Annotated in this window: 24 protein-coding genes; 13 read left to right on the top strand and 11 right to left on the bottom strand. The window is 69.7% G+C overall.

Going from position 1 to position 26,393, the window contains the following annotated elements:
* Nucleotides 1–8: 8 nt before the first annotated feature.
* The 3 genes from ESP51_RS04560 to ESP51_RS04550 form a co-directional block, all read right to left on the bottom strand.
* Complete coding sequence (locus tag ESP51_RS04560; RefSeq protein ID WP_129519704.1) at nt 9–395, bottom strand: cupin domain-containing protein; 387 nt, start codon at nt 393–395, stop codon at nt 9–11.
* Nucleotides 396–552: 157 nt separating this feature from the next.
* On the bottom strand, nt 553–2,232 hold the full coding sequence (locus ESP51_RS04555) for a LuxR family transcriptional regulator (RefSeq protein WP_129519703.1): 1,680 nt from the start codon (nt 2,230–2,232) through the stop codon (nt 553–555).
* A 49-nt stretch (nt 2,233–2,281) separates the two neighbouring features.
* Nucleotides 2,282–3,469 carry an ROK family transcriptional regulator gene (locus tag ESP51_RS04550; RefSeq protein ID WP_129519702.1) on the bottom strand — a complete coding sequence of 396 codons (1,188 nt, stop codon included), beginning with the start codon at nt 3,467–3,469 and terminating at the stop codon, nt 2,282–2,284.
* 117 nt (nt 3,470–3,586) lie between these two features.
* Here ESP51_RS04550 and ESP51_RS04545 point away from each other — a divergent pair, with 117 nt between their 5' ends.
* The 7 genes from ESP51_RS04545 to ESP51_RS04515 all read left to right on the top strand — a co-directional run bounded on the left by ESP51_RS04545 (nt 3,587) and on the right by ESP51_RS04515 (nt 11,750).
* The gene (locus ESP51_RS04545) at nt 3,587–4,696 is read left to right on the top strand and encodes a Gfo/Idh/MocA family protein (RefSeq protein ID WP_129519701.1); all 1,110 of its coding nucleotides are present in this window, start codon (nt 3,587–3,589) and stop codon (nt 4,694–4,696) included.
* On the top strand, nt 4,693–6,207 hold the full coding sequence (locus ESP51_RS04540; protein WP_129519700.1) for a sugar ABC transporter ATP-binding protein: 1,515 nt from the start codon (nt 4,693–4,695) through the stop codon (nt 6,205–6,207). Before ESP51_RS04545 ends, ESP51_RS04540 begins: the two co-directional genes overlap by 4 nt.
* The gene (locus ESP51_RS04535; protein ID WP_129519699.1) at nt 6,204–7,337 is read left to right on the top strand and encodes an ABC transporter permease; all 1,134 of its coding nucleotides are present in this window, start codon (nt 6,204–6,206) and stop codon (nt 7,335–7,337) included. The genes ESP51_RS04540 and ESP51_RS04535 overlap by 4 nt, the downstream gene beginning before the upstream one ends.
* A complete protein-coding gene (locus ESP51_RS04530; protein WP_129519698.1) occupies nt 7,334–8,461 on the top strand; it encodes an ABC transporter permease in 1,128 nt (375 codons plus the stop codon). The genes ESP51_RS04535 and ESP51_RS04530 overlap by 4 nt, the downstream gene beginning before the upstream one ends.
* A complete protein-coding gene (locus ESP51_RS04525; protein ID WP_129519697.1) occupies nt 8,461–9,666 on the top strand; it encodes a substrate-binding domain-containing protein in 1,206 nt (401 codons plus the stop codon). The genes ESP51_RS04530 and ESP51_RS04525 overlap by 1 nt, the downstream gene beginning before the upstream one ends.
* A gap of 180 nt (nt 9,667–9,846) precedes the next feature.
* On the top strand, nt 9,847–10,716 hold the full coding sequence (locus ESP51_RS04520; RefSeq protein WP_129519696.1) for a sugar phosphate isomerase/epimerase family protein: 870 nt from the start codon (nt 9,847–9,849) through the stop codon (nt 10,714–10,716).
* Nucleotides 10,713–11,750 (top strand): sugar phosphate isomerase/epimerase family protein, encoded by a 1,038-nt coding sequence (locus ESP51_RS04515; RefSeq protein WP_129519695.1) that lies wholly within the window; start codon nt 10,713–10,715, stop codon nt 11,748–11,750. The genes ESP51_RS04520 and ESP51_RS04515 overlap by 4 nt, the downstream gene beginning before the upstream one ends.
* Before the next feature lie 31 nt (nt 11,751–11,781).
* Here ESP51_RS04515 and ESP51_RS04510 read toward each other — a convergent pair whose 3' ends face one another.
* Nucleotides 11,782–12,507: an amidase domain-containing protein gene (locus tag ESP51_RS04510; protein WP_129519694.1), complete on the bottom strand. Its 726-nt coding sequence runs from the start codon at nt 12,505–12,507 to the stop codon at nt 11,782–11,784.
* Between the two features lie 72 nt (nt 12,508–12,579).
* On the opposite strand from ESP51_RS04510, the gene ESP51_RS04505 reads away from it, so the two are divergent.
* Nucleotides 12,580–12,918, top strand: a complete 339-nt coding sequence (locus ESP51_RS04505; protein ID WP_129519693.1) for a cupin domain-containing protein — start codon at nt 12,580–12,582, stop codon at nt 12,916–12,918.
* A gap of 30 nt (nt 12,919–12,948) precedes the next feature.
* On the opposite strand, the gene ESP51_RS04500 is transcribed toward ESP51_RS04505, so the two are convergent.
* The 4 genes from ESP51_RS04500 to ESP51_RS04485 form a co-directional block, all read right to left on the bottom strand.
* Nucleotides 12,949–13,707, bottom strand: a complete 759-nt coding sequence (locus ESP51_RS04500) for a class I SAM-dependent methyltransferase (protein ID WP_129519692.1) — start codon at nt 13,705–13,707, stop codon at nt 12,949–12,951.
* Between the two features lie 300 nt (nt 13,708–14,007).
* Entirely contained in the window at nt 14,008–14,676 is a 669-nt protein-coding gene (locus ESP51_RS04495; protein WP_129519691.1) for an ABC transporter ATP-binding protein, read from the bottom strand.
* 31 nt (nt 14,677–14,707) lie between these two features.
* Nucleotides 14,708–16,216, bottom strand: a complete 1,509-nt coding sequence (locus ESP51_RS04490) for an ABC transporter permease (RefSeq protein WP_129519690.1) — start codon at nt 16,214–16,216, stop codon at nt 14,708–14,710.
* A 183-nt stretch (nt 16,217–16,399) separates the two neighbouring features.
* Entirely contained in the window at nt 16,400–17,332 is a 933-nt protein-coding gene (locus tag ESP51_RS04485) for a Cof-type HAD-IIB family hydrolase (RefSeq protein WP_206737203.1), read from the bottom strand.
* A 139-nt stretch (nt 17,333–17,471) separates the two neighbouring features.
* Between ESP51_RS04485 and ESP51_RS04480 the strand changes: the two genes are divergently transcribed.
* Together ESP51_RS04480 and ESP51_RS04475 are read left to right on the top strand one after the other, a co-directional pair.
* Entirely contained in the window at nt 17,472–18,215 is a 744-nt protein-coding gene (locus ESP51_RS04480; RefSeq protein WP_129519689.1) for a response regulator transcription factor, read from the top strand.
* The gene (locus tag ESP51_RS04475; protein ID WP_129519688.1) at nt 18,212–19,762 is read left to right on the top strand and encodes a sensor histidine kinase; all 1,551 of its coding nucleotides are present in this window, start codon (nt 18,212–18,214) and stop codon (nt 19,760–19,762) included. Before ESP51_RS04480 ends, ESP51_RS04475 begins: the two co-directional genes overlap by 4 nt.
* A gap of 84 nt (nt 19,763–19,846) precedes the next feature.
* On the opposite strand, the gene ESP51_RS04470 is transcribed toward ESP51_RS04475, so the two are convergent.
* The gene (locus tag ESP51_RS04470; RefSeq protein ID WP_129519687.1) at nt 19,847–20,356 is read right to left on the bottom strand and encodes a MarR family winged helix-turn-helix transcriptional regulator; all 510 of its coding nucleotides are present in this window, start codon (nt 20,354–20,356) and stop codon (nt 19,847–19,849) included.
* A 9-nt stretch (nt 20,357–20,365) separates the two neighbouring features.
* Complete coding sequence (locus tag ESP51_RS04465; protein ID WP_129519734.1) at nt 20,366–22,063, bottom strand: MDR family MFS transporter; 1,698 nt, start codon at nt 22,061–22,063, stop codon at nt 20,366–20,368.
* A gap of 278 nt (nt 22,064–22,341) precedes the next feature.
* On the opposite strand from ESP51_RS04465, the gene ESP51_RS04460 reads away from it, so the two are divergent.
* From ESP51_RS04460 to rplL, 3 genes are all read left to right on the top strand, one after another.
* Complete coding sequence (locus tag ESP51_RS04460; RefSeq protein WP_129519686.1) at nt 22,342–23,058, top strand: response regulator transcription factor; 717 nt, start codon at nt 22,342–22,344, stop codon at nt 23,056–23,058.
* A 301-nt stretch (nt 23,059–23,359) separates the two neighbouring features.
* Entirely contained in the window at nt 23,360–23,875 is a 516-nt protein-coding gene (rplJ, locus tag ESP51_RS04455; protein WP_129519685.1) for a 50S ribosomal protein L10, read from the top strand.
* Nucleotides 23,876–23,923: 48 nt separating this feature from the next.
* Nucleotides 23,924–24,307: a 50S ribosomal protein L7/L12 gene (rplL, locus tag ESP51_RS04450; protein ID WP_022891542.1), complete on the top strand. Its 384-nt coding sequence runs from the start codon at nt 23,924–23,926 to the stop codon at nt 24,305–24,307.
* Nucleotides 24,308–24,577: 270 nt separating this feature from the next.
* Here rplL and ESP51_RS04445 read toward each other — a convergent pair whose 3' ends face one another.
* Complete coding sequence (locus ESP51_RS04445) at nt 24,578–26,095, bottom strand: AbfB domain-containing protein (protein ID WP_206737202.1); 1,518 nt, start codon at nt 26,093–26,095, stop codon at nt 24,578–24,580.
* Between the last annotated feature and the right edge of the window lie 298 nt (nt 26,096–26,393).

Raw genomic sequence — 26,393 nt, 5'->3', positions numbered from 1 at the left:
GGCATCCGCTACCCACTGGTCGGCGTAGCCGCCTCCGAGTTGCGCCCGACGACCTCGAGCGTCTGCTGCAGTGCCTCGGTCGGACTGAACTCGACGAGCTCGGTGCCGGCATAGAGCGTCGGGGTGTGTCCTGGCGGCGCGTGATAGGCGTCGCCCGCGACGTAGACCTCCTCGTGCCCATCGGTGAACGTGAACTTCACCGATCCGCTCAGCACGTAGCCGAGGTGCACGCACTGGCACCGGTCGTCGGGCAACCCGGCGAAGAGCGGCGCGAGGTCGGCGTCCTCGGTGTAGGTCTCGAAGGCGACGGTGTAGCCGCCGAGCTCCTGGAGGTGCCCCTCGTAGCCGACGATCTCGACGGTCTCGGCGGCGTCCTGTTTCGATGTCTTGGGCATCTGCCCGCTCCTCTCGGTTCGTCCGGATCCGGCTGGCGCCGGGACCCCGGCATCCAACCGGATCCGGTTCTCCGAAGGTAGGGCGTCGAGGGTCGTGGATCATCCGTGCCGGCACGCAGGTTTCGCCGCCCGCGGCACGCACTTCTTCCGCGAGCGTCTACGCGATGGCGTGCGTGTGCGCGTACGACGCGGCCGCGGCCCGCGCGGCCCGGCCGGTGGCGCCGATCTTGGCGTAGATGTTGGAGAGGTGCCGCTCGATGGTGCGCACCGAGAGGACGAGAGCGGCCGCGATCTCGTCATTCGTCATGCCGGCAGCGACCATGCGCAGCACCTCGGCCTCGCGAGCGGTGAGCGGTCCGGGTCGCCGGGCCGGCCGGACGCTCGACTCGAGGTCGGCCGCGACCGTCTGAGCCGATGCCGCGTCGGCGCGAGCACCCAGCTCCTCGAAGGCGGTGACTGCCTTCCGAGCTTCCTCGAGGGCGCGCTGCGGCTGGCCGAGCGCGGACACCGACCTCGCCAGTTCGATTCGGGCGCGGGCCGTCTCGAACGTCGCGCCGCCGGCTCGGTAGACCGCGATCGCCGACTCGAACCACCCGCGAGCGGCGGCGTGCTCACCGCGGGCTGCGGCGACCAGCCCGGCAGCCAGGCTGGCCGACGCGCGAATCGGAGCTGTCGGCGTCGCGTCGGCGATCGACCTCAAGGTGTCTGCAGCCCGCTGCGCCTCCTCACGATCGCCCAGACCGAGCCGTGCACGGACCAACACCCCGAGTCCGTCCACGTGCTCCACGATGTCGTCGGACGGCAGCGCGCGCAGGTCGCGCTCGGCCGCCTCGGCCGCCGTGACGAGGTCTCCGGAGTCCAGGGCCAGCACGGCTCGCACCGACTCGGCGCGCTCTCCGTAGGCGATCCCATGCGGACTCTCATCCAGTTCGTCGAGCAGCGACCGTGCCTCGTCATACCGCCCCTGCCGTCGCCGCAGGTCGGCCAGTCGCAACAGTGCGAGGGCGGCGAGCTGCGGCCGGGCCGACATATCGGTGAGCGCTTCGGCGAGTTCCTGTTCGGCTTCGCCCCAGCGGCCCCACCAGACGAGGGCCGCAGCGTGCTCGATCCGTGGATAGGTGAACATCGAACGGTTCGTCCACTCCTGCGACACCTGCATCACGTGCCGTGACCATTGCGCGAGCCGGTCGAAGTCGCGGATCCGTGCGCTCGCTGTCACGAAGACGCAGCATACGGCGGCCGACACCACCGGGTCGCGCACCTCCCCGGAGACGGCCGCCGCAGCGGCTTCGTCGAGCACGCGCACCCCTTCCGCCAGGCGACCCGACGACACCATCACCAGGCCGAGCAACGACAGCGCGATCATCTCGGCGTCGACGTCCCCGATTCGGCGGCCATTGGCCACCCCGTGCTCGGCGAGAGCGAGGGCGCGGGGGAGGTCGCGCTCGTACAGCATGGCCATGGACGCCTCGACGGCGTCGGCCCAGACGAGCACCGGCGAGTCGGGTCGGTCCTCGAGTCGCCGACGGGCGCGCTGGAGCCAACCCGACGCCACGGCACGTTCACCGCGAAAGGTCACGAGGTCATCGGCGAGGCTGACGGCGACCCTGGCGGCGGCCTCCGCGTCGTCACGGCCGCGGTACAGCCGGTACGCACGCTCTCGGGCGGAGATCGCCGTGTCGGCGTCGTCGAGCCATGAAGCCGCGGTTCCCAGGCCTTCGAGCGCTTCGGGTGTCTCGTCGTCGAGCAGCGCTTCCTCGAAGGCCGCGCGCGCCTCGTGCCAGGACCACTCTCGGAGTGCCCGATCGCCGCGCTCCAATGAACGAGCCGCGCTCATGATGCCCACTCTAGTCAGCGCGCGCCGACCGGTGCCGGGCCGGTCGCGGTCAGCGGGCGGCGAGCGCGTCGATGCCCTCGGGGGAGAGCACGTGGTGAATGGCGAGCATGCTCGCGCCGAGCACGGCGGCGTTCGCCGCCGCGGCCGACTGCACGATGGCGAGGTGCTCGGTGGCGAGCGGCATCGAGCGGGTGTAGACGACCTCGCGCACGCCGGCGATGAGGTGCTCGCCGGCCCGTGCCATCGAGCCGCCGATCGCGATGACCGACGGGTTCACGAGGCTCACGCACGCCGTGAGCACTTCGCCGATGTCGCGGCCGGCCTGGCGCACGGCCTGGATCGCGTCGATGTCGCCGCGCTTGACGAGCTCGACGACGTCGCTGCCCGATTGCACGTCGACGCCCTGCTCGCGCAGCGCGCGCGCGATCGCGGGGCCTGAGGCGAGGGCTTCGAGGCATCCGCGATTTCCGCAGTGGCAGGGCACGTCGGCGCCGCGCGCGACCCGCACGTGGCCGATGTCGCCCGCGATGCCCTGTGCGCCGCGCTGCAGCAGCCCGCCTGAGATGACGCCCGAGCCGATGCCCGTAGCGACCTTCACGAATACGAGATGCTCCACGTTCGGCCAGGCGAGCGCGCGCTCGCCGAGGGCCATGATGTTCACGTCGTTGTCGACGAGCACGGGCACCTCGAGGTGCTGCTGCACCCATCCGGGCACGTCGAAGCGGTCCCAGCCGGGCATGATCGGCGGATTCACCGGCCGGCCGGTGGAGTGCTCGACGGGCCCGGGAACGCCGATGCCGATCGCGACGAGCTCCTTGCGGTCGCGGCCGAGTTCGGCGACGAGTGCGAGGCCGGCCTCGACCATCCAGCCGAGCACGGTCTCGGGGCCGCGAGCGATGTCCATGGGTTCGCTGCGCGAGGCGAGCACCGTGCCCGCCAGGTCGGTGACCGCGATCGTGGCGTGCGAAGCGCCGAGGTCGGCGGCGAGCACGATGCGCGCAGCGGGGTTCAGCGCGAATTGCGACGGCGGGCGGCCGCCGGTGGAGGCGGCGTCGGCGACGGGTGTCACGAGGCCGAGTCGCATGAGCTCGTCGACGCGAGCCGCGATGGTCGAGCGGGCCAGCCCCGTGGTCTGCGCGAGCGAAGCACGGGTGCGCGGCGCCCCGTCGCGGAGCAGCTGGAAGAGCTCGCTCGCTCCCGAGATGCCGAGGGCCGATCCGCGGCTGATGTCCACCATGTTCTGAGTAAAGCACAACGATCTTCACTGGGTCATCTCGCACCATGCTGACACGTAGTAGTCGACTTTCGACGAAGCGGTAGCAAAAGTTGCCCGGCCTGTGTCAGTATGGCGAGCATGACAACGGACGTCATCGCCCCGGCCAACACCCTTCGCGCCGGCATCATCGGCGGGGGCTTCATGGCCGCCGTGCACACGCATGCTGCACGGGCAGCTCGAGCCGAACTCACGGGCGGCGCGTCGTCATCGGCGGACCGTGCCCGCGACGCCGCCGATCGCCTCGGTCTCGGTGCGGCCTTCGACTCGGTCGACGCATTGCTCGCCGACCCCGGCATCGACGTCGTGCACATCTGCACGCCGAACAGCACGCACGCCGCGATCGCCCGTGCCGCCCTCGAGGCCGGCAAGCACGTGATCTGCGAGAAGCCCCTCGCAACGACGGTGACGGATGCCGCCGAGCTCACCGCGCTCGCCGCCGACCGCGGCCTCGTGGCGGCGGTGCCCTTCGTCTACCGGTTCCACCCGATGGCGAGAGAGGCCCGAGCGCGCGTCGCCCGGGGCGAGACCGGAAGGCTCCTCAGCGTGCAAGGCGCCTACCTCCAAGACTGGCTCGCCGAGCCCCACGACGACGACTGGCGCGTCGACGCCGAGCTCGGCGGGCCCTCGCGCGCCTTCGCCGACATCGGCTCGCATCTCGTCGACCTGCTCGAGTTCGTGTCGGGCGAGCGCATCGTGCGCCTGAACGCCTCGACGCGCACGGTGTACGCGGCTCGCTCGAGACACGCCGACATCGCCACCGAAGACCTCGTGGCCGTCGTCGTCGAACTCGAGTCGGGTGCGATCGGCACGCTGCTCGTGTCGCAGGTCGCGGCAGGGCACAAGAACGGGCTCTCGATCGAGCTCTCGGGCGCGAGCGGCAGCATCCGGTTCGAGCAGGAGCGACCCGAGCAGCTCTGGCTCGGCAGGGTCGACGGCTCGAGTGTGCTCGAACGCGACCCGGCCCGGCTCGCCCCCGACGCGGCGCGCCTCGCGCTCGTGCCGGCGGGGCATCCGATGGGCTATCAAGACGCCTTCAACGCCTTCGTCGCCGACGCGTACGCTGCCATCGACGGCAGCGCTCCCGACGGGCTTCCCCGATTCGCCGACGGGCTGCGCGCTGTGCGCCTCACCGAGGCCGTGCTCGCCTCGGCGGCCTCCGACGGCTGGGTGGAGGTGGCCGCCGCATGAACGACACCGACGCGACACCGGTGCTCGTGGCCAAGGGCCTCGAGAAGTCGTTCTTCGGAGTGCAGGTGCTGCGCGGTGTCGGCCTCACACTCGCACCGGGCGAGGTGCACGGCCTCGTCGGCGAGAACGGCGCGGGCAAGTCGACGTTCATGAAGCTCCTCGCGGGCGTCTACGAGCGCGACGCCGGCACGATCACGCTCGGCGGCGAGAAGGTCGACTTCACCCACCCGGTGCAAGCCGCGCACGCCGGCCTCGCCACGGTGTTCCAGGAGTTCAACCTGCTGCCCGAGCGCACCGTCGCCCAGAATGTGTTCCTCGGCCGCGAGCCGAAACGCCGCGGTCTCGTCGACCGGGCGGCGATGCAGCGTGAGACGCGAGCGCTGCTCGACGAGCTCGGCATCGACACGATCGACGCGGATGCCCCGGTGCGAACCCTCACCGTCGCCGAGCAGCAGATCGTCGAGATCGTGAAGGCGCTCTCGACCGACGCCCGCGTCATCCAGATGGACGAGCCGACGGCTGCGCTCGCCGGTCACGAGGTGGAGCTGCTCTACGCGATCGTGCGCCGCCTCGCGGCTCGGGGCGTGGCCATCCTCTACGTCTCGCATCGGCTCAAGGAGATCTTCGACCTCTGCGACACCATCACCGTGCTGAAGGACGGCGCGCTCGTCTCGACCGGTCCCGCGTCGGAGCTCAACACCGACGAGCTCGTGCGGCGCATGGTCGGCCGCCCGATCTCCGCCTATTTCCCCGACGCCGAACCCGGCACGGTGCTCGGTGAGCCCCGCCTCCAGCTCACGGGGGTCGGCAACGACTACGTCGAGGGGGTCGACCTCGAGCTCCGCGCCGGCGAGATCGTCGGCGTCGCGGGACTGCAGGGCTCGGGCCGCACCGAGCTCGTCGAGGGCGTCTTCGGCATCACGCCCTTCACTCGCGGCGAGATGCAGCTCGACGGCCGGCCGATCCACGTCACCTCGGCGCGCCAGGCCGTGCGCTCGGGCATCGCCCTCATCACCGAAGACCGCAAGGCCCAGGGACTCGCGCTCAACCAGTCCATCGCCGACAACGCCCTGCTCGTGATCCGATCCGTCTTCGCACGCCGCACGACCGAGGCGAGGCGCGAACTGCCGGGAGTGCTCTCGTCGCTCGAAGTCGTCTCGCGCGGAGTCGACCAGGAGGTGCAATACCTCTCGGGCGGCAACCAGCAGAAGGTCGTGCTCGCGAAGTGGCTCGCCACGAAACCGAGCGTCGTGCTGCTCGACGAGCCCACTCGCGGCATCGACGTCGGCGCGAAGGTCGCCGTGTACCACCTCATGCGCCGGCTCGCGAAAGAAGGGGTCGCCATCCTCATGATCTCCTCGGAACTGCCCGAGGTCATCGGCATGTCCGACCGCATCATCGTGATGCACGACGGCCGGGCCTCCGCCGAACTGCCGGCACGGTCGGACGAGGCGACGATCCTCGCCGCCGCGACCGGCACGCTCAAGCTCGAGACGGGGGCGCAACCATGAGCACCCTCACCGAAGCCCCGGCCCCCGTGCGCCGGCCGCGCCGCCGTCGCCTCGACGCGAGCCTCATCGTCGGCATCGCGCTCGTGGGCGTCATCATCATCGGCTCGGTGCTCGTCGCGAGCGTCGGCCGCAACTTCTTCAGCGCAGGCAACATCCGCGACATCCTCACGGGCATGAGCGTGCTCGGCTTCGTGGCCATCGGGCAGACCCTCGTGATCCTGTGCGCCTCGCTCGACCTGTCGGTGCCCTACGTCGTGAGCCTCTCGAGCCTCATCGCGGCCGACATGATGGCCGGCAACCCGGGCAACATCCCCGCCGCGGTGCTCACGGTGCTCGTCGTGGCCGCGCTCATCGGCACGGCCAACGGCCTCATCGTGACGAAGCTCAAGGTGAACGGCTTCATCGCGACCCTCGGCACGGGCCTCATCATCAAGGGCTACCTCGACACGAACTACAAGGGCACGAGCGGCAGCGTGCCGTGGGAGTTCCAGCTCATCGGGGCGACGGGCGTCGGTCCGGTGCCGGTCTCGACGCTCATCATGCTCGGCGTGGCGGTGCTCGGCGCGCTCTTCCTCGCTCGAACTCGCACCGGCAACCACATGTTCGCCGTCGGCGGCAACGAGCAGGTGGCCCGGCTGTCGGGCATCCGCACGGCGCGGCCGGTCATCATCGCTCACCTGCTGTGCTCGATGACCGCGGCCCTCGCGGGCCTCCTGCTCGCGAGCCGCCTCGGCGTCGGCAGCCCCACGGTCGGCAGCCAGGGCGGGTACGACCTGCTCTCGATCGCCGCCGTCGTGCTCGGCGGCACCCTGCTGCTCGGTGGCCGCGGCTCGATCTGGGGCACGATCGGCGGCGTCGCGATCTTCGCCGTCGTCGACAACGTCATGAGCGTGATGCAGGTCAACCCGTTCCTGAAAGACGTCGTGCGCGGCATCGTCATCGTCGCCGCAGTGGCCGTCTACACCGCGCGGGTCACCGAACGGCGCCGACCGCGCTTCACCGCGGGGTCGCCGACGCCGGACGGCGCGGGCGGCGCATCCGAGCGCATCGGGCCCGACTCGCTCGACAACGCCGGCGTCGCCCACAGCGACTCGCCGGTAGAGGACCCCCAGAAGGAGGCCGGGGCATGAGCGCCGTGACATCCGATTCCCAGCACCTCGGCCACCGCCTCGCGGGATTCGGTCGCACGCTCATCAGCCCGCGCGGCGCCGTCTTCCTCCTGCTCATCGTGCTGCTCATCGCGATCACCGTGCTGAATCCGTCGTTCGCCGAGCCCTCGCAGTTCGTGCGATTCGTGCAGCGGGTCGCGCCGGTGGCGATCGTGGCGATCGGCCAGTACTTCGTGATCGTCGGCGGCGAGTTCGACCTCTCGATGGGCTCGGTCGTCACCGCGCAAGTCGTGATCGCCGGCAACCTCATCGGGCAGGACGAGTCGAAGTCGATCCCGGTGCTGCTCTTCATGCTCGCGTTCGGCGCGTTCATCGGGCTCGTCAACGGCCTCATCGTGTCGTTCCTCAAGGTGCCGAGCTTCATCGCGACGCTCGGCATGATGCTCGCCCTGCTCGGGGCGACGCTCTACTGGACGGGCGGCGCAGCCACCGGCAACCCGGCCGACGGGTTCCGGCAGATCGGTCGCGGCGGCATCCGCGACCTCCCGGTCATCGGGGTGCTGCCGTGGTCGGTCGTGATCCTCGTCGTGCTGCTCGTCATCGCGATCTGGTTCGCCCGACGCCCCTTCGGCCGCAGCATCAAGGCGCTCGGCGACAACCCCACCACCGCGCACTACTCGGGCACCCGCACCTGGTGGGTGAAGACCTCGACCTTCGTGCTCTCGTCGCTCTCGGCGACTGTCGCCGGTGTGCTCCTCGTCGGGTACGCGGGCGTGCACCCGAGCGTGGGCCGCGGCTACGAGTTCACCGCGATCACCGCGGTCGTGCTCGGCGGCGTGGTGCTCGGCGGAGGGCGCGGCTGGGTCGTCGCCGCGGCGGCCGGGGCGTTCGCGCTCGAGGCGCTCTTCACCCTGCTGAACTTCGCCGGCGTGCCCTCGACCTACCGCGAGGCGGTGCAGGGCGCCATCATCATCCTCGCCGTCGCCTATGCCGCGACCACCATCCGCGCGCGCCGTCGTGGCCGCGCCCTCGAGACTTCGCCGGCACCAGAGGCGAAGGAGCCGGATCCCTCCGAGGACCCTGCTCGTCCTGCACCCATTCCCTCGACGTCGAGGGCTGACAACGAAACCAAGGGAGGTTCGTGATGCGACGCAGGTTCACAGTGGCATCCGCCACGGTCGGCGTTCTCGCGCTGATGACACTCGCCGGTTGTACCACCGATCCGAACGTGGGCTCACCCACGGACGAGACGGAGCCGGCAGCGGAAGAGGTCGAGTGGTTCGACCAGGAGCTCTTCGACAAGCAAGACGCAGAGCGGGGTGTCGCGCCCGAGGGTCCTGAAGACCAGCCGTGGCTGCAGTACATCAACGCCGAGATGGTCGACACGGCGGCATTCGCGAGTGAAGGGGCGAAGAAGGCGTGCTTCGCGAACGCCTCGATCTCGAACCCGTGGCGCCAGACGGGCTGGATCACGATGAACCAGCAGCTGCAGGTGCTGCAGGAGGCCGGCGTCATCTCCGAGATGGAGACCCGCGACGCGCAGGACTCCGACGACACGCAGATCGCCGACATCGACTACTTCATCAATGAGGGCAACTGCGACATCTTCATCATCTCGCCGAACTCCACCGCGGCGATGACCCCGGCCGTCGAGCGGGCGTGCGACACCGGCAAGCCGGTCGTCGTGTTCGACCGCGGCGTTCAGACCGATTGCCCCGTCACGTTCATCCACCCCATCGGCGGGTTCGCGTGGGGCATCGACACGGCTGAGTTCCTCATCGACGAGCTCGAAGAGGGCGACAAGGTCGTGGCGCTCCGCATCCTCCCGGGTGTCGACGTGCTCGAGCAGCGCTGGGCTGCCGCCGAGAAGCTGTTCGACGAGGCCGGCATCGAGGCGGTCGACTACTTCACGGGAGCCGACCCCACCGAGATCAAGAAGATCATCTCCGACGAGCTCGCCAAGGGCGACGTGCACGGCGTGTGGATGGATGCCGGTGACGGCGCCGTCGCGGCCATCGAGGCGTTCGAGGACGCCGGCGTCGACTACCCCGTCATGACGGGCGAAGACGAGATGAGCTTCCTCCGCAAGTGGAAGGACACGGGACTCACGGGCCTCGCGCCGGTGTACTCCAACTTCCAGTGGCGCACGCCGCTCCTCGCGGCGCAGAAGATCTTCGCCGGTGAGGAGATCCCGAAGGAATGGGTGCTTCCGCAGAGCCCGATCACCGCTGGAGAGGTCGACCAGTACCTCGAGGCAAACGACGGCATGCCCGACGGGCACTACGCGAAGTTCGGCGGCGAGGACCTTCCGGGCTACCCGCAGGTCTGGCAGGACCGCATCATCCCGTAACCGACCCCTCACCACCACCACAATTCAGGAACACCGGGTTCAGAATTCAGGAACCGGGAGGCGTGTCGCGGCGCGGAATGGCAGGAATCACCCCGCCACCGGCCGCGGCACGCCGTGTGTTCCTGAATGATGAGCATGGGACTCCTGAATTCTGAAGAGGAACTGGGACGAGGAGGCAGCATGCGCCGCACCATCGGCGTCAACACGTGGGTCTGGACCTCGCCGCTCGACGACGACTCGCTCGTGGAGATCGCGGCGAAGGCCAAGTCGATGGGGTTCGGCGCCCTCGAGCTCCCGGTGGAGCAGCCAGGGGATTGGTCACCGGATGTCGCGGCCGACGTGCTCGCCGAGCACCGCTTGCAGCCCATCGTCATCGGAGCGATGGCGCCCGGCCGCAACCTCGTCGCCGCGCCCGGCTCGGAGGTCGTCGCGACGCAGAACTACCTCGTGCACTGCATCGCCGTCGCCGAGCGGCTGGGGTCGCGCGTCGTCGCCGGTCCGTTCACGGCCGCGACCGGCCGCACCTGGCGCATGGATGCCGAGGAGCGCGAGTCGCGCTACCGGGAACTCGTCGGCAGCCTCGGCCCGGTCGTGCGCGCGGCGGAGCGCAGCGGCATCCGTCTCGCCGTCGAACCGCTCAATCGCTACGAGACGAGCCTCGTGAACACCGTCGAGCAGGCCCTCGAGGCGCTCGGCCCGATGCTCGGACCCGGCCTCGGCCTCGCGCTCGACAGCTACCACTTGAACATCGAGGAGAAGCACGTCGGCGACGCCATCCGGGCGGCCGGCGAGCACCTCGCGCACGTGCAGGTGTGCGGCAACGACCGCGGCGCCGTCGGCGACGACCACACCGACTGGCCGGCCTTCCTCGACGCGCTCGACGACGCCGGCTACCCCGGTCCGCTCGGCCTCGAGAGCTTCACCGGCGACAACGACACCATCGCGGTGGCCGCCTCGGTGTGGCGACCGCTCGCACCGAGCCAAGACGAGCTCGCGGAGCGCAGCATCCGCTATCTCTCCGCTCTGCAAGACGAAAGGGAACGACCATGACGGATGCCGCAGCGCCCGCCACCCCCGCCGCCACCCACCCCGTCACGCTCTTCACGGGCCAGTGGGCCGACCTGCCGTTCGAGGAGGTTGCGCGCCTCGCCGCGGGCTGGGGCTACGACGGCCTCGAGATCGCGTGCTCGGGCGACCACCTCGACCTGAAGCTCGCCGAGGAGGAGCCCGGGTACCTCGACGAGCGCCGCGAGATCCTGAAGCGACATGGCTTGTCGGTGTACGCGATCTCGAATCACCTCGCGGGGCAGTCCGTGTGCGACGACCCGATCGACTTCCGCCACCGGGACATCCTGCGCTCCTACACGTGGGGCGACGGCGATGCCGAAGGTGTCAGGCAGCGCGCCGCCGACGACATGAAGCGCGCCGCACGCGTGGCCCGTGCGCTCGGCGTCGACACCGTCGTGGGCTTCACGGGCTCGAAGATCTGGCCGTACGTCGCGATGTTCCCGCCGGTGCCGGCGTCGGTCATCGACGAGGGCTTCGAGGACTTCGCGAACCGCTGGAACCCGATCCTCGACGTGTTCGACGACGAAGGCGTGCGGTTCGCGCACGAGGTGCATCCGAGCGAGATCGCGTACGACTACTGGAGCTCGGTGCGCGCGCTCGAGGCGATCGGCCGCCGCCCGGCGTTCGGCTTCAACTGGGACCCGAGCCACATGATGTGGCAGAACATCGACCCGGTCGGCTTCATCCTCGACTTCCAAGATCGCATCTACCACGTGGACTGCAAGGACACGCGGATGCGTCCGGCCAACGGCCGCGCCGGCGTGCTCGGCTCGCACCTGCCGTGGGGCGACCCGCGCCGCGGCTGGGATTTCGTCTCGACGGGGCACGGCGACGTGCCCTGGGAGGACGCGTTCCGCGCCCTCGAGTCGATCGGCTACAAGGGCCCGATCTCGGTCGAGTGGGAGGACGCCGGCATGGACCGCCTGCACGGCGCCGCCGAGGCGGTGGGCTACATCCGCTCGAAGCTGTGGCCATTGCCGAGCGCGTCGTTCGACGCCGCGTTCTCGAACCAGTAGAACCAGTCGAGCGGATGCCGCGTGGCCGGCGCTACTCGGGGATGCTCCAGTAGTACGCGGTGCCGCCCGGGTGCAGCTCGGTGATCGCGGTGTCGACGGAGCGGTCCCACGTGGCATCCGTGTGGCCCGCGTAGAGCACGGTCGTGGTGCCGTCGGCGTTCGTGGTCACCGAGGTGACGATGCCCGTGTGGTCGCGGTCGCCCGAGTCGTCCCAGTCGAACTGCACGAGGTCGCCGACCTTCACCGACGCACGCTCGTCATCGGTGAGCGCGGTGGCGCGCTCGGGGTGCTCCTCGAGGTACTCCATGAGCGCGGTCGAACTGACCCACGCGTCGGAGTGGGCCCAGGGGTCGCCCGAGTCGGAGTACCACCACTCGTCGTCGGTCTGCCAGCCGCGGGCGAGCAGCGACTGGCTCGCGAAGTTCACGCAATCGGTGTCGCCGAGCACGCCGAACTGCTCGCTCTCGGTGTCGTCCCAGTGCTCGCGCACGTAGTCGAGCTGCGCCTGCACGGCGGGGGAGGAGGCAATGCCGGCAGGCGCCGCGGCCGCCGCGGCCTCGGGCTCGGTCGGCTGCGGGCGGGTCCCGACGGTTGTCGTGTCGCCGGCGCCCGCGGCTGCAGGTTCGTCGCCGCTGTTGGCGCTGGTGACGGCGATGGTGGTCGCGACGCCGCCGGTCACGAGGGCACCGGCGAGAGACATCACGATGAGGCGGGTTCGACGCGGTCGGGAGACGGGGAGCCGGTGCGAGGGGGACATCCATACGACACTATGGAGCGAAGCTATGCCCAACCTTGGCGGAGGCTGGGTGCTCGCGGCCTACCATGTGGCATGGACCTCGATCCCGTAGCCACCAACCCCGACCACTACAAGGTCATCCTCGAGAACGCGTCGGTGCGTGTGCTGGAGTACACCGATCAGCCGGGCGATGCGACCACACCTCACGCGCACCCCGACAGCGTCATGTACACGCTCAGTGCGTTCCGCCGCCGGCTCACGTCGGGCAGCATGACCCGAGAGGTCGAGCTGCCTGCCGGCGTGGTGACGTGGGTGCCGGCCCAGGAGCACTTCGGCGAGAACATCGGTGACACCCCGACGCATGTGATCTTCGTCGAGCTCCGCACGGGCGGCGACGTCACGGGGTCGCCCCTCGGCCCCGCCGGCGCATAGCGGCTCGCCGAGCGTCGGGCGCACGCCTGCTCACGTCGTGCGATCGTGCCCGACGGCATAGCGGAACGCATTGCGCAGCAGGTAGCCGCCGTCGGCCGTGCGGAACGGCTGCGCCGCCTCGACGACGACATCCCGAACGGCTGCCACCCTGGCCGCGTCGTCGCCGAGGAGCACGCCGCGAACGAGCGTGTCCTCGTCGGCAGCCCGCCAGGGCGTCTCGACGAGTCCCGCGGCGGTGACCTCGAGGCCGGCCCTCGCGAAGAGCGACTGCAGTCCGCCCGCCCGCCGGTAGTCGCCGCCCCGCCTCGGCTTCTCACCTGCCGCGAGCGCCACCGCGTCCTCGATGGTGTCGAGGTCGTTCAGGGCGGCTTCCGCCCAGTTGGCGATTCCGATGCGCCCACCCGGCCGAAGCACGCGCGTCGCCTCGCGAAGCGCCGCGACCATGTCGTCGGCGAACTGCAGGGAGTTCACGGCGGTGACGACGTCGAACGTTCCGTCGGGCCAGGGGAGTGCACTGAAGTCACCCTCGCGAATGTCGGCGTCCGGAAGCGACCGTCGTGCCACCGCGACCATTCCCGGCGCGGGATCGACCCCGACCGCCTCGGCGCCGAGGTCGGCGAGGAGGGCCAGGAACTCGCCGCTGCCGCATCCGACGTCGAGCACTCGCGTGCCTGGGCCCACGTCGGCGTGCTCGACGAGCGCCCGCCGCGCCGGATCGGAGAAGCCGCCCCAGAGCTCGGCCCAGTTCGCGGCGACGCCCGACCACCGGTCGGGATCAGCCCCGTTCATATCGCTGATGCATCCGTATGCCCATGCCGGCAAACCTAGCGCGCGTCACTCGTCCGCGGCTCGCGCCCGACGCCTCGCCTTCCGGCTGATCGACGACGGCACCGTCCACCGGAGCTGGTCGGCCTGCATGCGCGGCATCCCGTGTCAAGGGGTTTCATCCCTCTCGAACCACGGGTTAGAACAGTTGTGGGTCGTGGGGGACCCATGGCAGACCGGCACTGAGCGGGCGCTTTTCGAGCGTCGATCCCAAACGCTCAGGTGCCGGTCTGCCGCTTCTGCGGCAATGAACAGCGAGCCGGCTCAGCGCTCGGACACCGTGCCGTTCTTGATGTGCAGCCGTCGCTCGGCCCGCTTCGCGATCGCGGAATCGTGCGTCACGATCACGAGCGTGAGACCCCGGTCGCGCCAGAGCCCCTCGAGCAGGTCCATGATCTCGTCACGGGTCTCCTCGTCGAGGTTGCCGGTGGGCTCGTCGGCGAGCAGCACCTCGGGTTCCTTCACGAGCGCACGTGCGATCGCGACCCGCTGCTGCTGCCCGCCCGAGAGCTCGCCGGGCACGTGGCTCGCGCGATCGGCGAGGCTCACCGAGGCGAGCGCCTCGAGGGCGCGTCGCCGCCGCTCCTCCCCGCTCACGCCGAGCGGCTCGAGCGCGGTCTCGACGTTCTCCTGGGCGGTGAGTGTGGGGATGAGGTTGAAGCCCTGGAAGACGAAGCCGATCTCCTTGGCACGGATGCCGCCGAGCTTGCGGTCGGGCAGGTGCGAGAGCTCCGACTGACCGAGCATGATGCTCCCGGTGCTCGGCCGGTCGAGCGCGCCGAGCATCTGCAGGAGCGTCGACTTGCCGCCGCCGGTTGGGCCCTGGATCGCGACGAGCTGGCCCGACGGGATCGTGAGGGTCACGTCCTTCAGCGCGTCGACGCGCCGCTTCGATTGCGTGTAGGTCTTCGAGACGTGTTCGAGCGTGTACATGGTGGTTCCTCTCGAGAAGTCGGTGGGGGTTTCAAGCGACACTGCGGAGCGCCTCGGCCGGGCGGAGACGGGCGGCGCGCCATCCGCCGATGGCGCCGGCGAGCAGTCCGCCGAGCACGGCGAGCCCGATCGCGATCACGATGACGCTCACGGTCACGGGTGCGTTCAGGACGACCTCGGTGGCGGCCGCGGTGTCGACGCGCCCGCCGAACGGCCCGCCGGTGGTCGCGCCGTCGCCGCCCTGCGGCCCTGCTGCGAGGACGCCCCCGGGCTGTGCACCGTCACCGGCGCTGCCGCCGAGTGTCGGGGCGATGAGGTTCACGACCCAGATGCCCGCGAGGCCGAGCGCGAGACCCGCCGCCCCGCCGATGAGTCCCTGCACGAGCGACTCGCCCGTGACCTGGCCGACGATGCGCCGGTTCGACCATCCGATCGCCTTGAGCGTGCCGAACTCTCGAGTGCGGCGCGTGACGCCCTGGATCGTGAAGAGGATCGCGATGAGGAAGGCCGCCGCGAGCACCGCGAGCGAGAGCCAGAGTCCGAGGTTCGCGATGAGGCTCGAGGCGGTCGCGAGCGACCCCGACACCGAGGCGGCGAGGTCGGCTTGCGTCGACACCGTGGCATCCGGCAGCGCTTCCTCGAGGTCGGACTGCACGGCGTCGATCAGGTCTGCCGACTCGGCCTGCACGTAGATGTCGCTCACCTGGCCGTCGAGGCCGGCGATCTCCTGCGCGAGGTCGAGCGGGATGTACACGTTGGCCGCGGTCGCGGCATCGGCCGACGTCGAGGTGACGGTGCCGACGATCTCGAAGACGGTACCGCCCACGTCGATCGTGTCGCCGACCGCGAGCTCGGCACTCGTGGCATAGCTCGCGTCGAGCACGGCAACGGCCTGGCCTGCGTCGGATGCCTCGAGCCCACGTCCCTCGTCGAGCTCCACCGACGAGAGCGGGCCGACCGCATCGGCCGCGGGGTCGATCCCGAGCACCGAGAAGCTGTTGACGTCGAAGGCGCTGCCGCCCGCCCCGTCGAAGCCGCCGGTCGGCGCATCGGCAGTGTCGCCGCCCTCGACGAACTCGTCGCTCGGCCCTCCCTCGACCCGCTGCGCGAAGTCGGGCAGCTCGCCCTCGAACGTCATGTTCGTGAGGGCGAGGGCCGCGGATGCCGCGGACACGCCGTCGATGTCCTGCGCGGTCTCGAGCGCCGACTGGTCGAACGTCGCTGCACCGAAGCCGGCCGTGAGCCGCGACTGGCTGATTTCGGTGGATTCGCCCTCGGTGGTGCCGGCGTCGGCGCCGAACTCGAAGCGGCCGGGGCCTGCGGCCTCGCCCTCGCCTGGCGCCGCCGGCTCTTCGGACACGGTGAGGTCGGTACCCACGCCGTAGACGGACTCGAGCACTGAGGCCTGCGCGTCGCGCACGCCGCTCGAAACGGAGTTCACGATCATGACGAGCGCGATCGCGAGCGCCATGCCGATCGCGATGATCGCGGTCTGCCTGCGCCGCCCGGCGAGCTCGCGCCGGAGGTAGGTGATGAACATGATGGTCCTCTGGGTCGGTGGCGACGCACCGGCCGGGGCGTCGATCGCGACGCTAGGAGCCCGCTCTATGCACGCCCTATGGCGCGCCACGGGAGTCGCTATGCGTTTCCGGAGGCGTGTGCGCGGCATCCGACGGGCGCGGGCGCCCGGGCTCCTGCCGACGTCGGACGAGAAGACCGTGCGCTATGCGACGTCGCGGTCGTGGTCTGCGACCCCGGCGACCATGTCGACCCAGCGCGAGAGGAATGCGGCGCCCGCCTCGTCGTGGATGAGCTCGTCGGCGGTGAGCACCGGGTAGGGCTTCTCGGGAATGCCGTCGGCCGGTCGCACGTCGACGTGCGCGACGTCGAAGCCGTGCTCGTGCAGCCAGTCCGCCATCGCGTAGTCCGTGCGGGAATCGCCCACGGTGCGCCACGCGATCGGCAGGGTGCCGTGACGCTCGAGCCACTCGATCGCCCGCCGCGCGCCGAGATCCTTGCCGAGCAGCACCGACTCGATGTCGGTCGAGATGATCGTCGCGTCGATACGGAAGTCGACCGCCCCGTCCGATGCCGCGACGTCACGCTCGCCGTCGGTGACCCCGAGCCCGTGCCGCTCGAACTCGGCGAACGCGAGCGCGTCGAACTCGCGCTGCACGGGACGGTACTGCTCGTTCGTGATCTCGGTACGCTGCTCGACCGAGACCATCGCGCGCTTCGTCTCATCGAAGAAGACGTGCTGCGCGAAGCGCTCGGCGACGAGTGTCTCGATGGCGCGGCCGTATGCGGACGGCACGGCGAGTTCCTCGGCGACCTGTACCTCGCCCATGCCCGCGGCGGTGATCTCGAACCAGACGGCGCCCTTCTCGCAGACGGCGAAGACCGTCGCGTGCTCGGGAAGCCCGGCCTCGAGGAGCGGCCCGACGACCTGCTCGCGAAGGAACGCCTCGGAGCGACCCGTGTTGAAGATGATCGGCACGCCGGCTGCCGCGAGCCGCACGAGATCGCGGGTGATCGTCGGGATCGCGATCGAGCGGCTGACCGGGCTCGCGATGGGTCCGTCGACGTCGAGCAGCAGTCCGAGCGCCGGTGCGTTCGGCTGCGTGCGCGGGCGCGGGGAGTCACTCGTCCGGATCATCCGTCAAGGGTACCGACGCACGGATGCCTCGGATGAAGCCGTCGTCATCGGGCGCCACGAGCGCGGCGGCGGCGCCGCCGCGCGGCATCCGCTCATCTGGTTCATAGGAAACGCATAGCGCCGTCCGGATACTGGAAGCATGAGCAACGCCCCCGCACCCCACCGCGCCCCCGCGATCACGAAGGGCGACGGCTCGATGGTGCGCGTGCTCGTCGTCGACGACGAGCACTCGCTCACCGAGCTGCTGAAGATGGCCCTGCGCTACGAGGGCTGGGACGTGCGCACGGCCGTCGACGGGTTCAGCGCCGTGAAGGTCGCCCGCGAGTTCCGCCCCGACGCGATCGTGCTCGACATCATGCTCCCCGACATCGACGGCCTCGAGGTGTTGCAGCGGGTGCGCGCCGACGGCACCGAGACCCCCGTGCTCTTCCTCACCGCGAAGGACTCGCTCGACGATCGCATCGCCGGGCTCACGGCGGGCGGCGACGACTACGTGACCAAGCCGTTCAGCCTCGAGGAGGTCGTGGCGCGCTTGCGCGGCCTCATCCGCCGCTCGACCCTGACCCTCGCGCAGGCGAAGGACCCGGTGCTCACCGTCGGCGACCTCACGCTCGACGAGGACTCGTACGAGGTCGCCCGGGCGGGCACCCCGATCGAGCTCACCGCGACCGAGTTCGAGCTGCTGCGGTTCCTCATGCGCAACCCTCGCCGTGTGCTCTCGAAGGCGCAGATCCTCGACCGGGTCTGGTCGTACGACTTCGGCGGCAAGGAGTCGGTCGTCGAGCTCTACATCTCCTACCTGCGCAAGAAGATCGACGCGGGCCGCGAGCCCATGATCCACACCGTTCGCGGTGCCGGCTACATGCTGAAGGCCACCGGATGACGCGCCCGGGCGAACCCGGGTACGCGGCTTCGGCACGCGAGGCGCGAGCGCACGAGACCGACTCTTCGGTCGTGCCGGATGCCACGAACCGTCGTCGACCGTGGACCCTCCGTCGTCGGCTACTGGTGATCGTCGCGGGGCTCCTGGTGGCGGTGAGCGCCGTCATCGGCATCGCCACCGTACTTGTCTTCCACACCTCCTCTGTCGAGCGTCTCGACATGAGTCTGCGAGCGACGGCATCGCGGGCGACCGAGGCCGCCCCGCCGGGCTTCCCCTCCGACCCACGGGCGACGGTGGTCGAGTTCCTGCAGGTGCCCGGTCAGCCGGTGGGGACGCTCGGTGTGCTCGTCGCGGGCGATACCGTCAGCGCCGCCTACATCTCGGAGACCGGCGAGTTGCTCGAGCCGGGCGGTGCTGCGATCGCGGCGCTCGCGTCCGTTCCGCCCGACGGGGAGCCGCACACCATCGCCGCAGGCCCGCTCGGCGAGTACCGCGCGTTGTCCGTCGAGTCCCATCCTCAAGTGCGCACCGTGCTCGCGCTGCCACTGGCCGACGTCAACACGCAGACAGCGCAACTGGCGTGGACCGTCGCGATCGTCGCTGCCGTTGGCCTCGTCCTCGCGCTCGGCGTCGGATGGCTCGTCGTGAGCCGGGCGCTCGCGCCTCTGGGCCGCGTGACCGCGACCGCCAAAGCCGTCTCGGAACTGCCGCTCGACCGGGGCGACGTCGATCTGACCGAGCGTGTGGCCGAGGCCGACGAGGTCACCGAGGTCGGCCGGCTCGGCACGGCGTTCAACCGCATGCTCGGCCACGTGGCATCCGCCCTCACCGCCCGTGAGCACAGTGAGCAGAAGGTGCGCCGCTTCGTCGCCGACGCGAGCCACGAGTTGCGCACACCGCTCGCGTCGATCCGCGGCTACGCCGAGCTCACGAGGATGCACGGTCGCGACCTGCCGCCCGACGTGATCCACGCGATCGGCCGCATCGAGTCGGAGTCAGTGCGCATGACGGAGCTCGTCGAGGACCTGCTGCTGCTCGCCCGCCTCGACGAGGGACGCGAGCTCGCGTCGCAGCCCGTCGACCTCGGCCGCATCGTCGGCGAGGCGGTCGGCGACGCGCAGGCAGCCGGCCCCGATCATGACTGGGAGGTGCGGATGCCGGATGCCGCCCCGCACGTGATGGGCGACGAGCCGCGCTTGCGCCAGGTGGTGTCGAACCTGCTCGCGAACGCGCGCATCCACACGCCCGAGGGCACCGAGGTCGTTGCGACCCTCGATCGTGACGGCGACGAGGTCGTACTCTCGGTGGAGGACAACGGCCCCGGCATCCCGCAGCAGCTGGCCGAGTCGCTCTTCGAACGCTTCGCCCGCGGCGACTCGTCGCGCTCGCGGCTTGCGGGCAGCACCGGGCTCGGCCTCGCGATCGTGCGGGCCGTCGTCGAGGCGCACCACGGCACCGTCGGCGTCGTGAGCGAGCCCGGTTCGACGCGCTTCACGGTGCGGTTGCCCGCCGCCCCGGCCGGCGCGGAGGCGGAACCCGCTCGCTGAGGCCGGCCGGCTCGCGCTCGCATCGCGCTGGAGTGATGGTGTTCCGGCTGAGTGGTGCGGATCAGAGCCTCTGCGCGAACACGGTCACTCCAGCGCGTCGGCGCGATCCTGCGGCGAGTCCGCGGCGGGCCCGACGACCTCTGACGTGAGCCGGCCGAGCAGTCGCGCGAGCTCGTCGACGTCGTGCCCGGGCCACGTGCGCAACTGCGCGTAGAGCTGCTGCTGCATCCGCGATCCCCGCTGGCTGACGGTCTCGACCGCCGCCGGTGTGGCCTCGAGGATGCGGGCGCGCCCGTCGGCCGGGTCGACGCGCACCTCGGCGAGACCGAGGGACTCGAGGTGCTTCATCTGACGGCTGACGACGCTCTTGTCGATCACGAGATGGTCGGCGAGCGCGCCGGGCTGCATTGGACCACGGCGCGCGACGGTGACGAGGATCTTGTAGCCCACGGGCTGCAGCTCAGGGTGCACCGCGGCCGCGGCCTCCTTCCACACCGCTCGCACGCGCACGAACAGCAGCCGGAGCTGCTCCTCGACCGCGGCGATCTCGGTGTCGGTGGCCGTGCGGGCGGCCGACGGTGCGGTGGCGGTCATGCGGGCATCCTATTCGTCGCGCGATCCGGCGGAACGGCCGGCGTCGCGGTTCGCGCCGTCGCGCTCGCTGCCGGCAGCGCGGTCGCCGGCGGGGTGCGCGAGGCCGACCGGAGCGAGGGCGACGGATGCCGTGGCGACATCGATCGCGGCATCCTCCGCGTCCTCGACCTCGCGGTGATGGCGCGCCTCGGCCTTCGCGCGCTGCACGGCGCTCAGCGTGCCGAGATCGCTGTTGGGCAGGAAGATCACCGCGATGAGCGTGACGATCGCGAGCGGCACGGCCACGAGGAAGACGTTGCCGACGCCGGTGCCGTACGCCGACTCGACGACGACGCGCAGGTAGTCGGGCAGCGCGCTGATGGTCGGGATGGTGCCGGAGCCGAGGGTCTGGGCGGCGACGGCCTGCTGCTCGGGCTCGAGCGTGCCGACGCCGGTCTTGATCTGCTCGGCGACGATCGTGCCGAGCACGGAGCCCATGACGGCGACGCCGACCGTGCCGCCGAGGCTGCGGAAGAACGTGACGGCGCTCGTGGCGACGCCGAGGTGCTTCACCTCGGCGGTGTTCTGCACGACGAGCACGAGGTTCTGCATCACCATTCCGACGCCCGCGCCGAGCACGAACATCGAGATGCCCACGTACCAGAAGTCGGTGTCGTAGTGCAGTCGCGAGAGCAGCAGGCTGCCGGCGACGACGAGCGCGGCGCCGGTGATCATGTACGCCTTCCACTTGCCGCGCCGGCTGATGAGACCGCCGACCACGGTGGAGGCGATGAGCAGCCCTGCCATCATCGGGATGGTGAGCAGGCCCGACTCGGTGGGAGTCGCGCCGCGCGCGAGCTGCATGTACTGGCTGAGGAACACCGCCGTGCCGAACATCGCGACGCCCACCGAGAGGCTCGCGATGACCGAGAGCGTGAACGTGCGGTTCTTGAAGAGCCCGAGCGGGATGACGGGCTCCTTCGCCTTGAGCTCGACCAAGACGGCCGCGAGCAGCAGCACGGCGGCGCCGCCGACCATCAGGTAGCTCTGCTGCGAGTTCCACTCGAACTGCTGCCCCGCGAAGCTCACCCAGAGCAGCAGCAGCGAGACGCCGGCGGTGATGAGCACGATGCCGAGGTAGTCGATCGAGACCTTGGTCTTCGGGCGCTTCGGCAGGTGCAGGGTGCGCTGCAGCAGGACGAGGGCGACGATGGCGATCGGGAGCCCGACGAAGAAGTTCCACCGCCAGCCGAGCGTGTCGGTGATGACGCCGCCGAGCAACGGTCCGCCGACGGTCGCCACGGCCATGACCGCTCCGAAGAGGCCCGCGTACCTGCCGCGCTCACGCGGGCTGATGATGTCGGCCATCACGATCTGGCTGAGCGCGGCGAGGCCGCCGGCGCCGAGGCCCTGGAACACGCGCATCGTGATGAGCATGCCCGGGTCTTGAGAGAAGCCGGCGATCGCCGACGCCACGACGAAGATCACGAGCGCGAGCTGCAGCAGCAGCTTGCGATTGAAGAGGTCGGCGAGCTTGCCCCAGATCGGCGTCGACACCGTCGTCGCGAGCAGCGTCGCCGTGACCACCCACGTGAACGACGCCTGGTCGCCCTCGAGGTCGGCGATGATGAGCGGCAGCGAGGTGCCGACCACCGTCGTCGCGATCATCGACACGAACATGCCGAGCAGCAGGCCCGAGAGTGCGGAGAGCACCTGCCGGTGCGTCATGCCGCTTTCGGTGAGCTCGACGGATGCCGCGACATCCGGATTCTTCGTGCGCGTTCGCGTGCTCGTGGTGCTGGCCATGGAACTCCCGTTATTGATTGACGATGGTCAACTATATGTTGATAGTGGACTTTCGTCAACTAACGCGGTTCGACGGTCGAAGTCCTCGAGCGTTCGTCGGTGAACAGAAAGCCGCCGTTCACATCGAGTTCATCGTGACGTCCTTCTATGGATAGGTCGGCGCTCGCCGGCGACTGAACATTCGGCTGAGCGAGGCAATCGTGCACGAGGACGCGCCGAAGATCACTCTCGCGCCCAGTTGGCCCGCTCGCGTGCTCTTCATCGAGTCACGATCTGCCCCGGGGCATCCGGTCGACTCGTTCGAGACCCATGGATTCGAGATCCACGGATACCGCGACGCGATCGGTGCCCTGCTGGCCGCCCGGTCGTCTGAGCCGGCGGCGATCGTCGCCCCGACCGACATGATCAACGTCGACTTCCTCAGCTTCATCGAGGCGATGGCCGCCAGGAGCGACGTGCCCGTGATCGTCGGACTCGCGACGCACGAGCACGCCACCGACCTCGCATACGAGGCCATTGCGCGGGGCGCGCGGTCGATCCTCGCCCTCCCGTGTCGGGCCGAGCAGCTCATCGCGGCGGTTCGGGCCTGCGGCATCCGGATGGAGCCTTCCGCGCGCACGCTGAGGGTCGGCGACCTCGTCCTCGATCCACAGGCGTTCAAGGTGTCCATCGGCGAAGCGACCGTGACGCTCACACCGAGGGAGTTCCTGCTCGTGCAGTGCCTGATGCAGGCCAGTCCGCGGGTCGTGCGTGTCGAAGAGCTCGCGCGCGCCCTGGCCACGTATGACGAGGGGAGCATTGCCGCGACGCGAGTGCTCGTCACCCGCGTGCGCAAGAAGTTCGAGACCGCCGCTCCGGAGTCGAGCCACCTGCTCGAGACCGTTCGCAGCATCGGGTACCGCATCAACGAGGGCTGAGGCGCCAAGCGGCGGCCGTCGATTTGCGAGGGGGCGGGGCATCCGTTAGCCTTGTCGGAGCCGAAGACCGCTGGTTGTTCGTGCGCGCCGATTGACACAATCGGGGAGCATGACCGAAGTCTTGCGAAAGCAAGGGCCCGCGCAGGTGTGACGAAGACTTCCCGATGAATCGGGCCGAGCTCCGCGCAACTGCGCCGGAGCTTTTTTCTTTCTCTTTTTTGCCGCTCGAATGAGCAGCAGCCCAGCGGCTCCAGGCCGTGCACCGCTTCCGCGATGCACGTTGAAGACACAAGGAGTGGCCATGGCGAACAAGGAAGCCTCGGTTGCCGAACTCACGAACCTGTTCGAGAGCTCGACCGCCGTTCTGCTGACCGAATACCGCGGCCTCACTGTTGCCCAGCTCAAGACGCTGCGCAAGTCCATCAGTGAGGACGCGAGCTACGCCGTGGTGAAGAACACGCTGACCAAGATCGCGGCGAACAACGCCGGCATCTCGTCGTTCGATGACGAGCTCGCCGGTCCCTCCGCGATCGCATTCGTGCACGGTGACCCGGTCGCCGTCGCGAAGGCACTGCGTGACTTCACCAAGGCGAACCCCCTCCTCGTGGTCAAGGGCGGCTATTTCGATGGCAAGCCCCTGACCGCTGAAGAGGTAGGCAAGCTCGCCGACCTCGAGTCCCGCGAAGTGCTGCTGGCGAAGCTCGCCGGTGCATTCAAGGCCTCGCTGTTCGGAGCCGCATATCTGTTCAACGCACCGCTGTCGAAGGCCGTTCGCACGGTCGACGCGCTGCGTGAGAAGCAGGAGTCCGCTGCGTAGGCGAGAGCCTCCAGCGGTGAGTAACCACAGAATCTAAGGAGAAAAATCATGGCGAAGCTGTCCACTGAAGAGCTGCTCGAGCAGTTCAAGGGCCTGACCCTCATCGAGCTCTCTGAGTTCGTCAAGGCATTCGAGGAGACCTTCGAGGTCACCGCTGCTGCCCCCGTCGCCGTTGCCGGCGTCGCGGGCCCCGCGGCTGCTGCTGAAGAGGTCGAAGAGCAGACGGCGTTCGACGTCGTGCTCGAGGCCGCTGGCGAGAAGAAGATCCAGGTCATCAAGGTCGTGCGCGAGCTCACCTCGCTCGGCCTCGGCGAGGCCAAGGCCGTCGTCGACGGCGCTCCCAAGGCTGTGCTCGAGGGCGCAACCAAGGAAGCCGCTGACAAGGCGAAGGCTGCTCTCGAAGAGGCCGGCGCCACCGTCACCCTCAAGTAATTGCACGCGCTCGTTCGAGCGCGCCGCAGCTTGAGGTGACCAGCGTCACCTGAAACACACGGATGCCCCGTGGCTCACGAGCCACGGGGCATCCGTCGTACCACCCGGAATTTGCGGCCCTCACAGGTATCCGAAACGGAAATGCAGGAAGAATCCTCATCCCGACGGCGTGTCGCCCCACTGGGATCGGCGCGCCGAGCCGATCTTCCTGCAGGTCCCACGTGCATCTTCAAGAATCTGCCGATGGCGAGGCATCCGTCTCCGGCCTGTTCAGTCGACCATGCGGAACGTCGCGTCGGCGCGAGCGAGGTCGGTCGAGACCGGATCGAGCCGGAGGCCGTAGGCGTAGTGACGGAGGTAGCGGTCGGCGAAGTTGTGCGCCCGGAATGACGTGAGTCGGGAGTGCGCCAGCCCCGCGACCGGGAGGAACGTGGCATCGGCGGCGAATTGCGCCGAGCCGTCATTCCTGACGAGACCGAGCCTGTAGCTCGCGTGCCGCAGGAAGTGACCGGGCGCGTCGACGGACTCGAAGGAGACACGCCCGTCGGCAGTGCCGGCAAGGCCCGGAACCACCCGGAACTGGGAATCTCCGAGCGGCGACGCCGTCGGGTCGATTCGCACCGCCGTTCCCGAATGCCGAACGTAGCGCTCGGGGTAGTTGAAGCTCTGCAGCCGCACGACGCGCCTGCCCGTCTCGGCCGGGTATTGCATGAGGGTGCCGAATCCGAGCTGGTCGTATCCTCCCGAGTTCGGGCCGTAGTCGCCGCCTCCGCCATCGGGTCGCAGGCTCTCGGCGATCTGCGCGACCCATGGGGTGTCGAGTCCCATGCGGCCCGAGTAGTGCCCCAGCACCTGGTCCCACACCGGTCGGCCCTGTCCGCGAGCGGACGGACTCGGGACGGTGTGCGTCTGCCAGCCGGCGTGGGACGCGGTGGTCGACGGACCCGACTGCCAGGTGTACGGCGTGAACGGCACGTCGTGCCCGAGGTTGTACTTCGCGACGTACTCGGCGCCCTTGAGGAAGCGGTTGTCATCCACGCCGTAGCAGTCGATGCCCTGGTTCCAGGCCATCTCGCAGAACGCGCCCATGAGTCCGATGCCCATGATCGAGTGCGCCTGGTCGCGACCGCTCTCCTGCCACTGCGCGAGGCCCTGGTCGTCATAGACGAAGGGCACGGCGTGCGGCAGGGAGCCGTTCCCTGCACCGTTGTGGAAGTACTCGACGGCCCGGTCGACGAGGTCGTCGCGGTCGGCGAAGATGCCGATCGCGAGGATCGACGCCATGTTGCAGAGGTCCCAGTTCGCCCAGTAGTTCGTGATCACCGCACCGTTGTGGTTCGTGAGGAAGTGCTCGTTCATCGGGTGGAAGATTCCGAGCAGCATCTCGCGGAATCGCTCGAACTCGAAGTCGGGGCGATCGCGCACCAGCTCGGCCGCATTCGCGAACTGGTAGCCGTAGATGCCCGCGGCGAGGAAGCGGTCGGCGTTGCCCGTGACCGTCTTCAGCGTCGCCGACCATGCGTTGAGGATCCGCACCGCGGTGGCACCGTGAGCCTCCTCGCCCGAGATGTGCCACCGCAGGGCGTTCTGGTAGGCGGCATGGATGTCGAGGAACAGCGGCCCGTAGTTCGATCCGTCACCGCCGCGGATGACGGTCTCGACCGGACGCGGCGACCACCCCGCGCTCGAGCGGCCGTTCGCGACGAGGCGGCCCCAGCCTCCCGCCCACGGCTCGGCGCCGCCGGCGACCTGCGCCGACGCGCGCTCGAGATCTGACAGGGTGTGCACGAGCCCGGGGTGAGCGTACGTTGACGTCGCGCCCGATGCCGCGGCGATGCGCGGAACTGGCCGGCGGGTTCCGCCCGGGACCGCGGATGCTCCGGCGGGGGCGAAGATGGCCAGCGGCACGGCGATGGAGGCACCCGCTACGAAGGACCTGCGCGAAATCCCATGACCGGATGACTGAGGGTGGCTATGATTCGTCGACATTGACTTCCGTTCCGTCGTAGGGGGCGGCAGCGGGATAGCGGTTTCCGTTGAGCGGCATCCTCACATACGCATGCGTGGTCCTACAAGGGCATTCGCG

Source organism: Agromyces albus, assembly GCF_004134825.1.
In the GTDB taxonomy this organism is placed as follows: Bacteria; Actinomycetota; Actinomycetes; order Actinomycetales; family Microbacteriaceae; genus Agromyces; species Agromyces albus.
The sequence above is the reverse complement of the archived record's forward strand: the minus strand, read 5'-3'. Positions and strand labels throughout refer to the sequence as shown.

Coding starts and splice junctions, on each gene's coding strand:
- ESP51_RS04530 (WP_129519698.1), top strand. CDS start 7,334: ATGAGCGCCGTGACATCCGATTCCCAGCACCTCGGCCACCGCCTCGCG.
- ESP51_RS04540 (WP_129519700.1), top strand. CDS start 4,693: ATGAACGACACCGACGCGACACCGGTGCTCGTGGCCAAGGGCCTCGAG.
- ESP51_RS04515 (WP_129519695.1), top strand. CDS start 10,713: ATGACGGATGCCGCAGCGCCCGCCACCCCCGCCGCCACCCACCCCGTC.
- ESP51_RS04545 (WP_129519701.1), top strand. CDS start 3,587: ATGACAACGGACGTCATCGCCCCGGCCAACACCCTTCGCGCCGGCATC.
- ESP51_RS04520 (WP_129519696.1), top strand. CDS start 9,847: ATGCGCCGCACCATCGGCGTCAACACGTGGGTCTGGACCTCGCCGCTC.
- ESP51_RS04555 (WP_129519703.1), bottom strand. CDS start 2,232: ATGAGCGCGGCTCGTTCATTGGAGCGCGGCGATCGGGCACTCCGAGAG.
- ESP51_RS04475 (WP_129519688.1), top strand. CDS start 18,212: ATGACGCGCCCGGGCGAACCCGGGTACGCGGCTTCGGCACGCGAGGCG.
- ESP51_RS04485 (WP_206737203.1), bottom strand. CDS start 17,332: ATGATCCGGACGAGTGACTCCCCGCGCCCGCGCACGCAGCCGAACGCA.
- ESP51_RS04550 (WP_129519702.1), bottom strand. CDS start 3,469: ATGGTGGACATCAGCCGCGGATCGGCCCTCGGCATCTCGGGAGCGAGC.
- ESP51_RS04525 (WP_129519697.1), top strand. CDS start 8,461: ATGCGACGCAGGTTCACAGTGGCATCCGCCACGGTCGGCGTTCTCGCG.
- ESP51_RS04490 (WP_129519690.1), bottom strand. CDS start 16,216: ATGTTCATCACCTACCTCCGGCGCGAGCTCGCCGGGCGGCGCAGGCAG.
- rplL (WP_022891542.1), top strand. CDS start 23,924: ATGGCGAAGCTGTCCACTGAAGAGCTGCTCGAGCAGTTCAAGGGCCTG.
- ESP51_RS04510 (WP_129519694.1), bottom strand. CDS start 12,507: ATGTCCCCCTCGCACCGGCTCCCCGTCTCCCGACCGCGTCGAACCCGC.
- ESP51_RS04480 (WP_129519689.1), top strand. CDS start 17,472: ATGAGCAACGCCCCCGCACCCCACCGCGCCCCCGCGATCACGAAGGGC.
- ESP51_RS04500 (WP_129519692.1), bottom strand. CDS start 13,707: ATGAACGGGGCTGATCCCGACCGGTGGTCGGGCGTCGCCGCGAACTGG.
- rplJ (WP_129519685.1), top strand. CDS start 23,360: ATGGCGAACAAGGAAGCCTCGGTTGCCGAACTCACGAACCTGTTCGAG.
- ESP51_RS04535 (WP_129519699.1), top strand. CDS start 6,204: ATGAGCACCCTCACCGAAGCCCCGGCCCCCGTGCGCCGGCCGCGCCGC.
- ESP51_RS04470 (WP_129519687.1), bottom strand. CDS start 20,356: ATGACCGCCACCGCACCGTCGGCCGCCCGCACGGCCACCGACACCGAG.
- ESP51_RS04560 (WP_129519704.1), bottom strand. CDS start 395: ATGCCCAAGACATCGAAACAGGACGCCGCCGAGACCGTCGAGATCGTC.
- ESP51_RS04465 (WP_129519734.1), bottom strand. CDS start 22,063: ATGACGCACCGGCAGGTGCTCTCCGCACTCTCGGGCCTGCTGCTCGGC.
- ESP51_RS04505 (WP_129519693.1), top strand. CDS start 12,580: ATGGACCTCGATCCCGTAGCCACCAACCCCGACCACTACAAGGTCATC.
- ESP51_RS04495 (WP_129519691.1), bottom strand. CDS start 14,676: ATGTACACGCTCGAACACGTCTCGAAGACCTACACGCAATCGAAGCGG.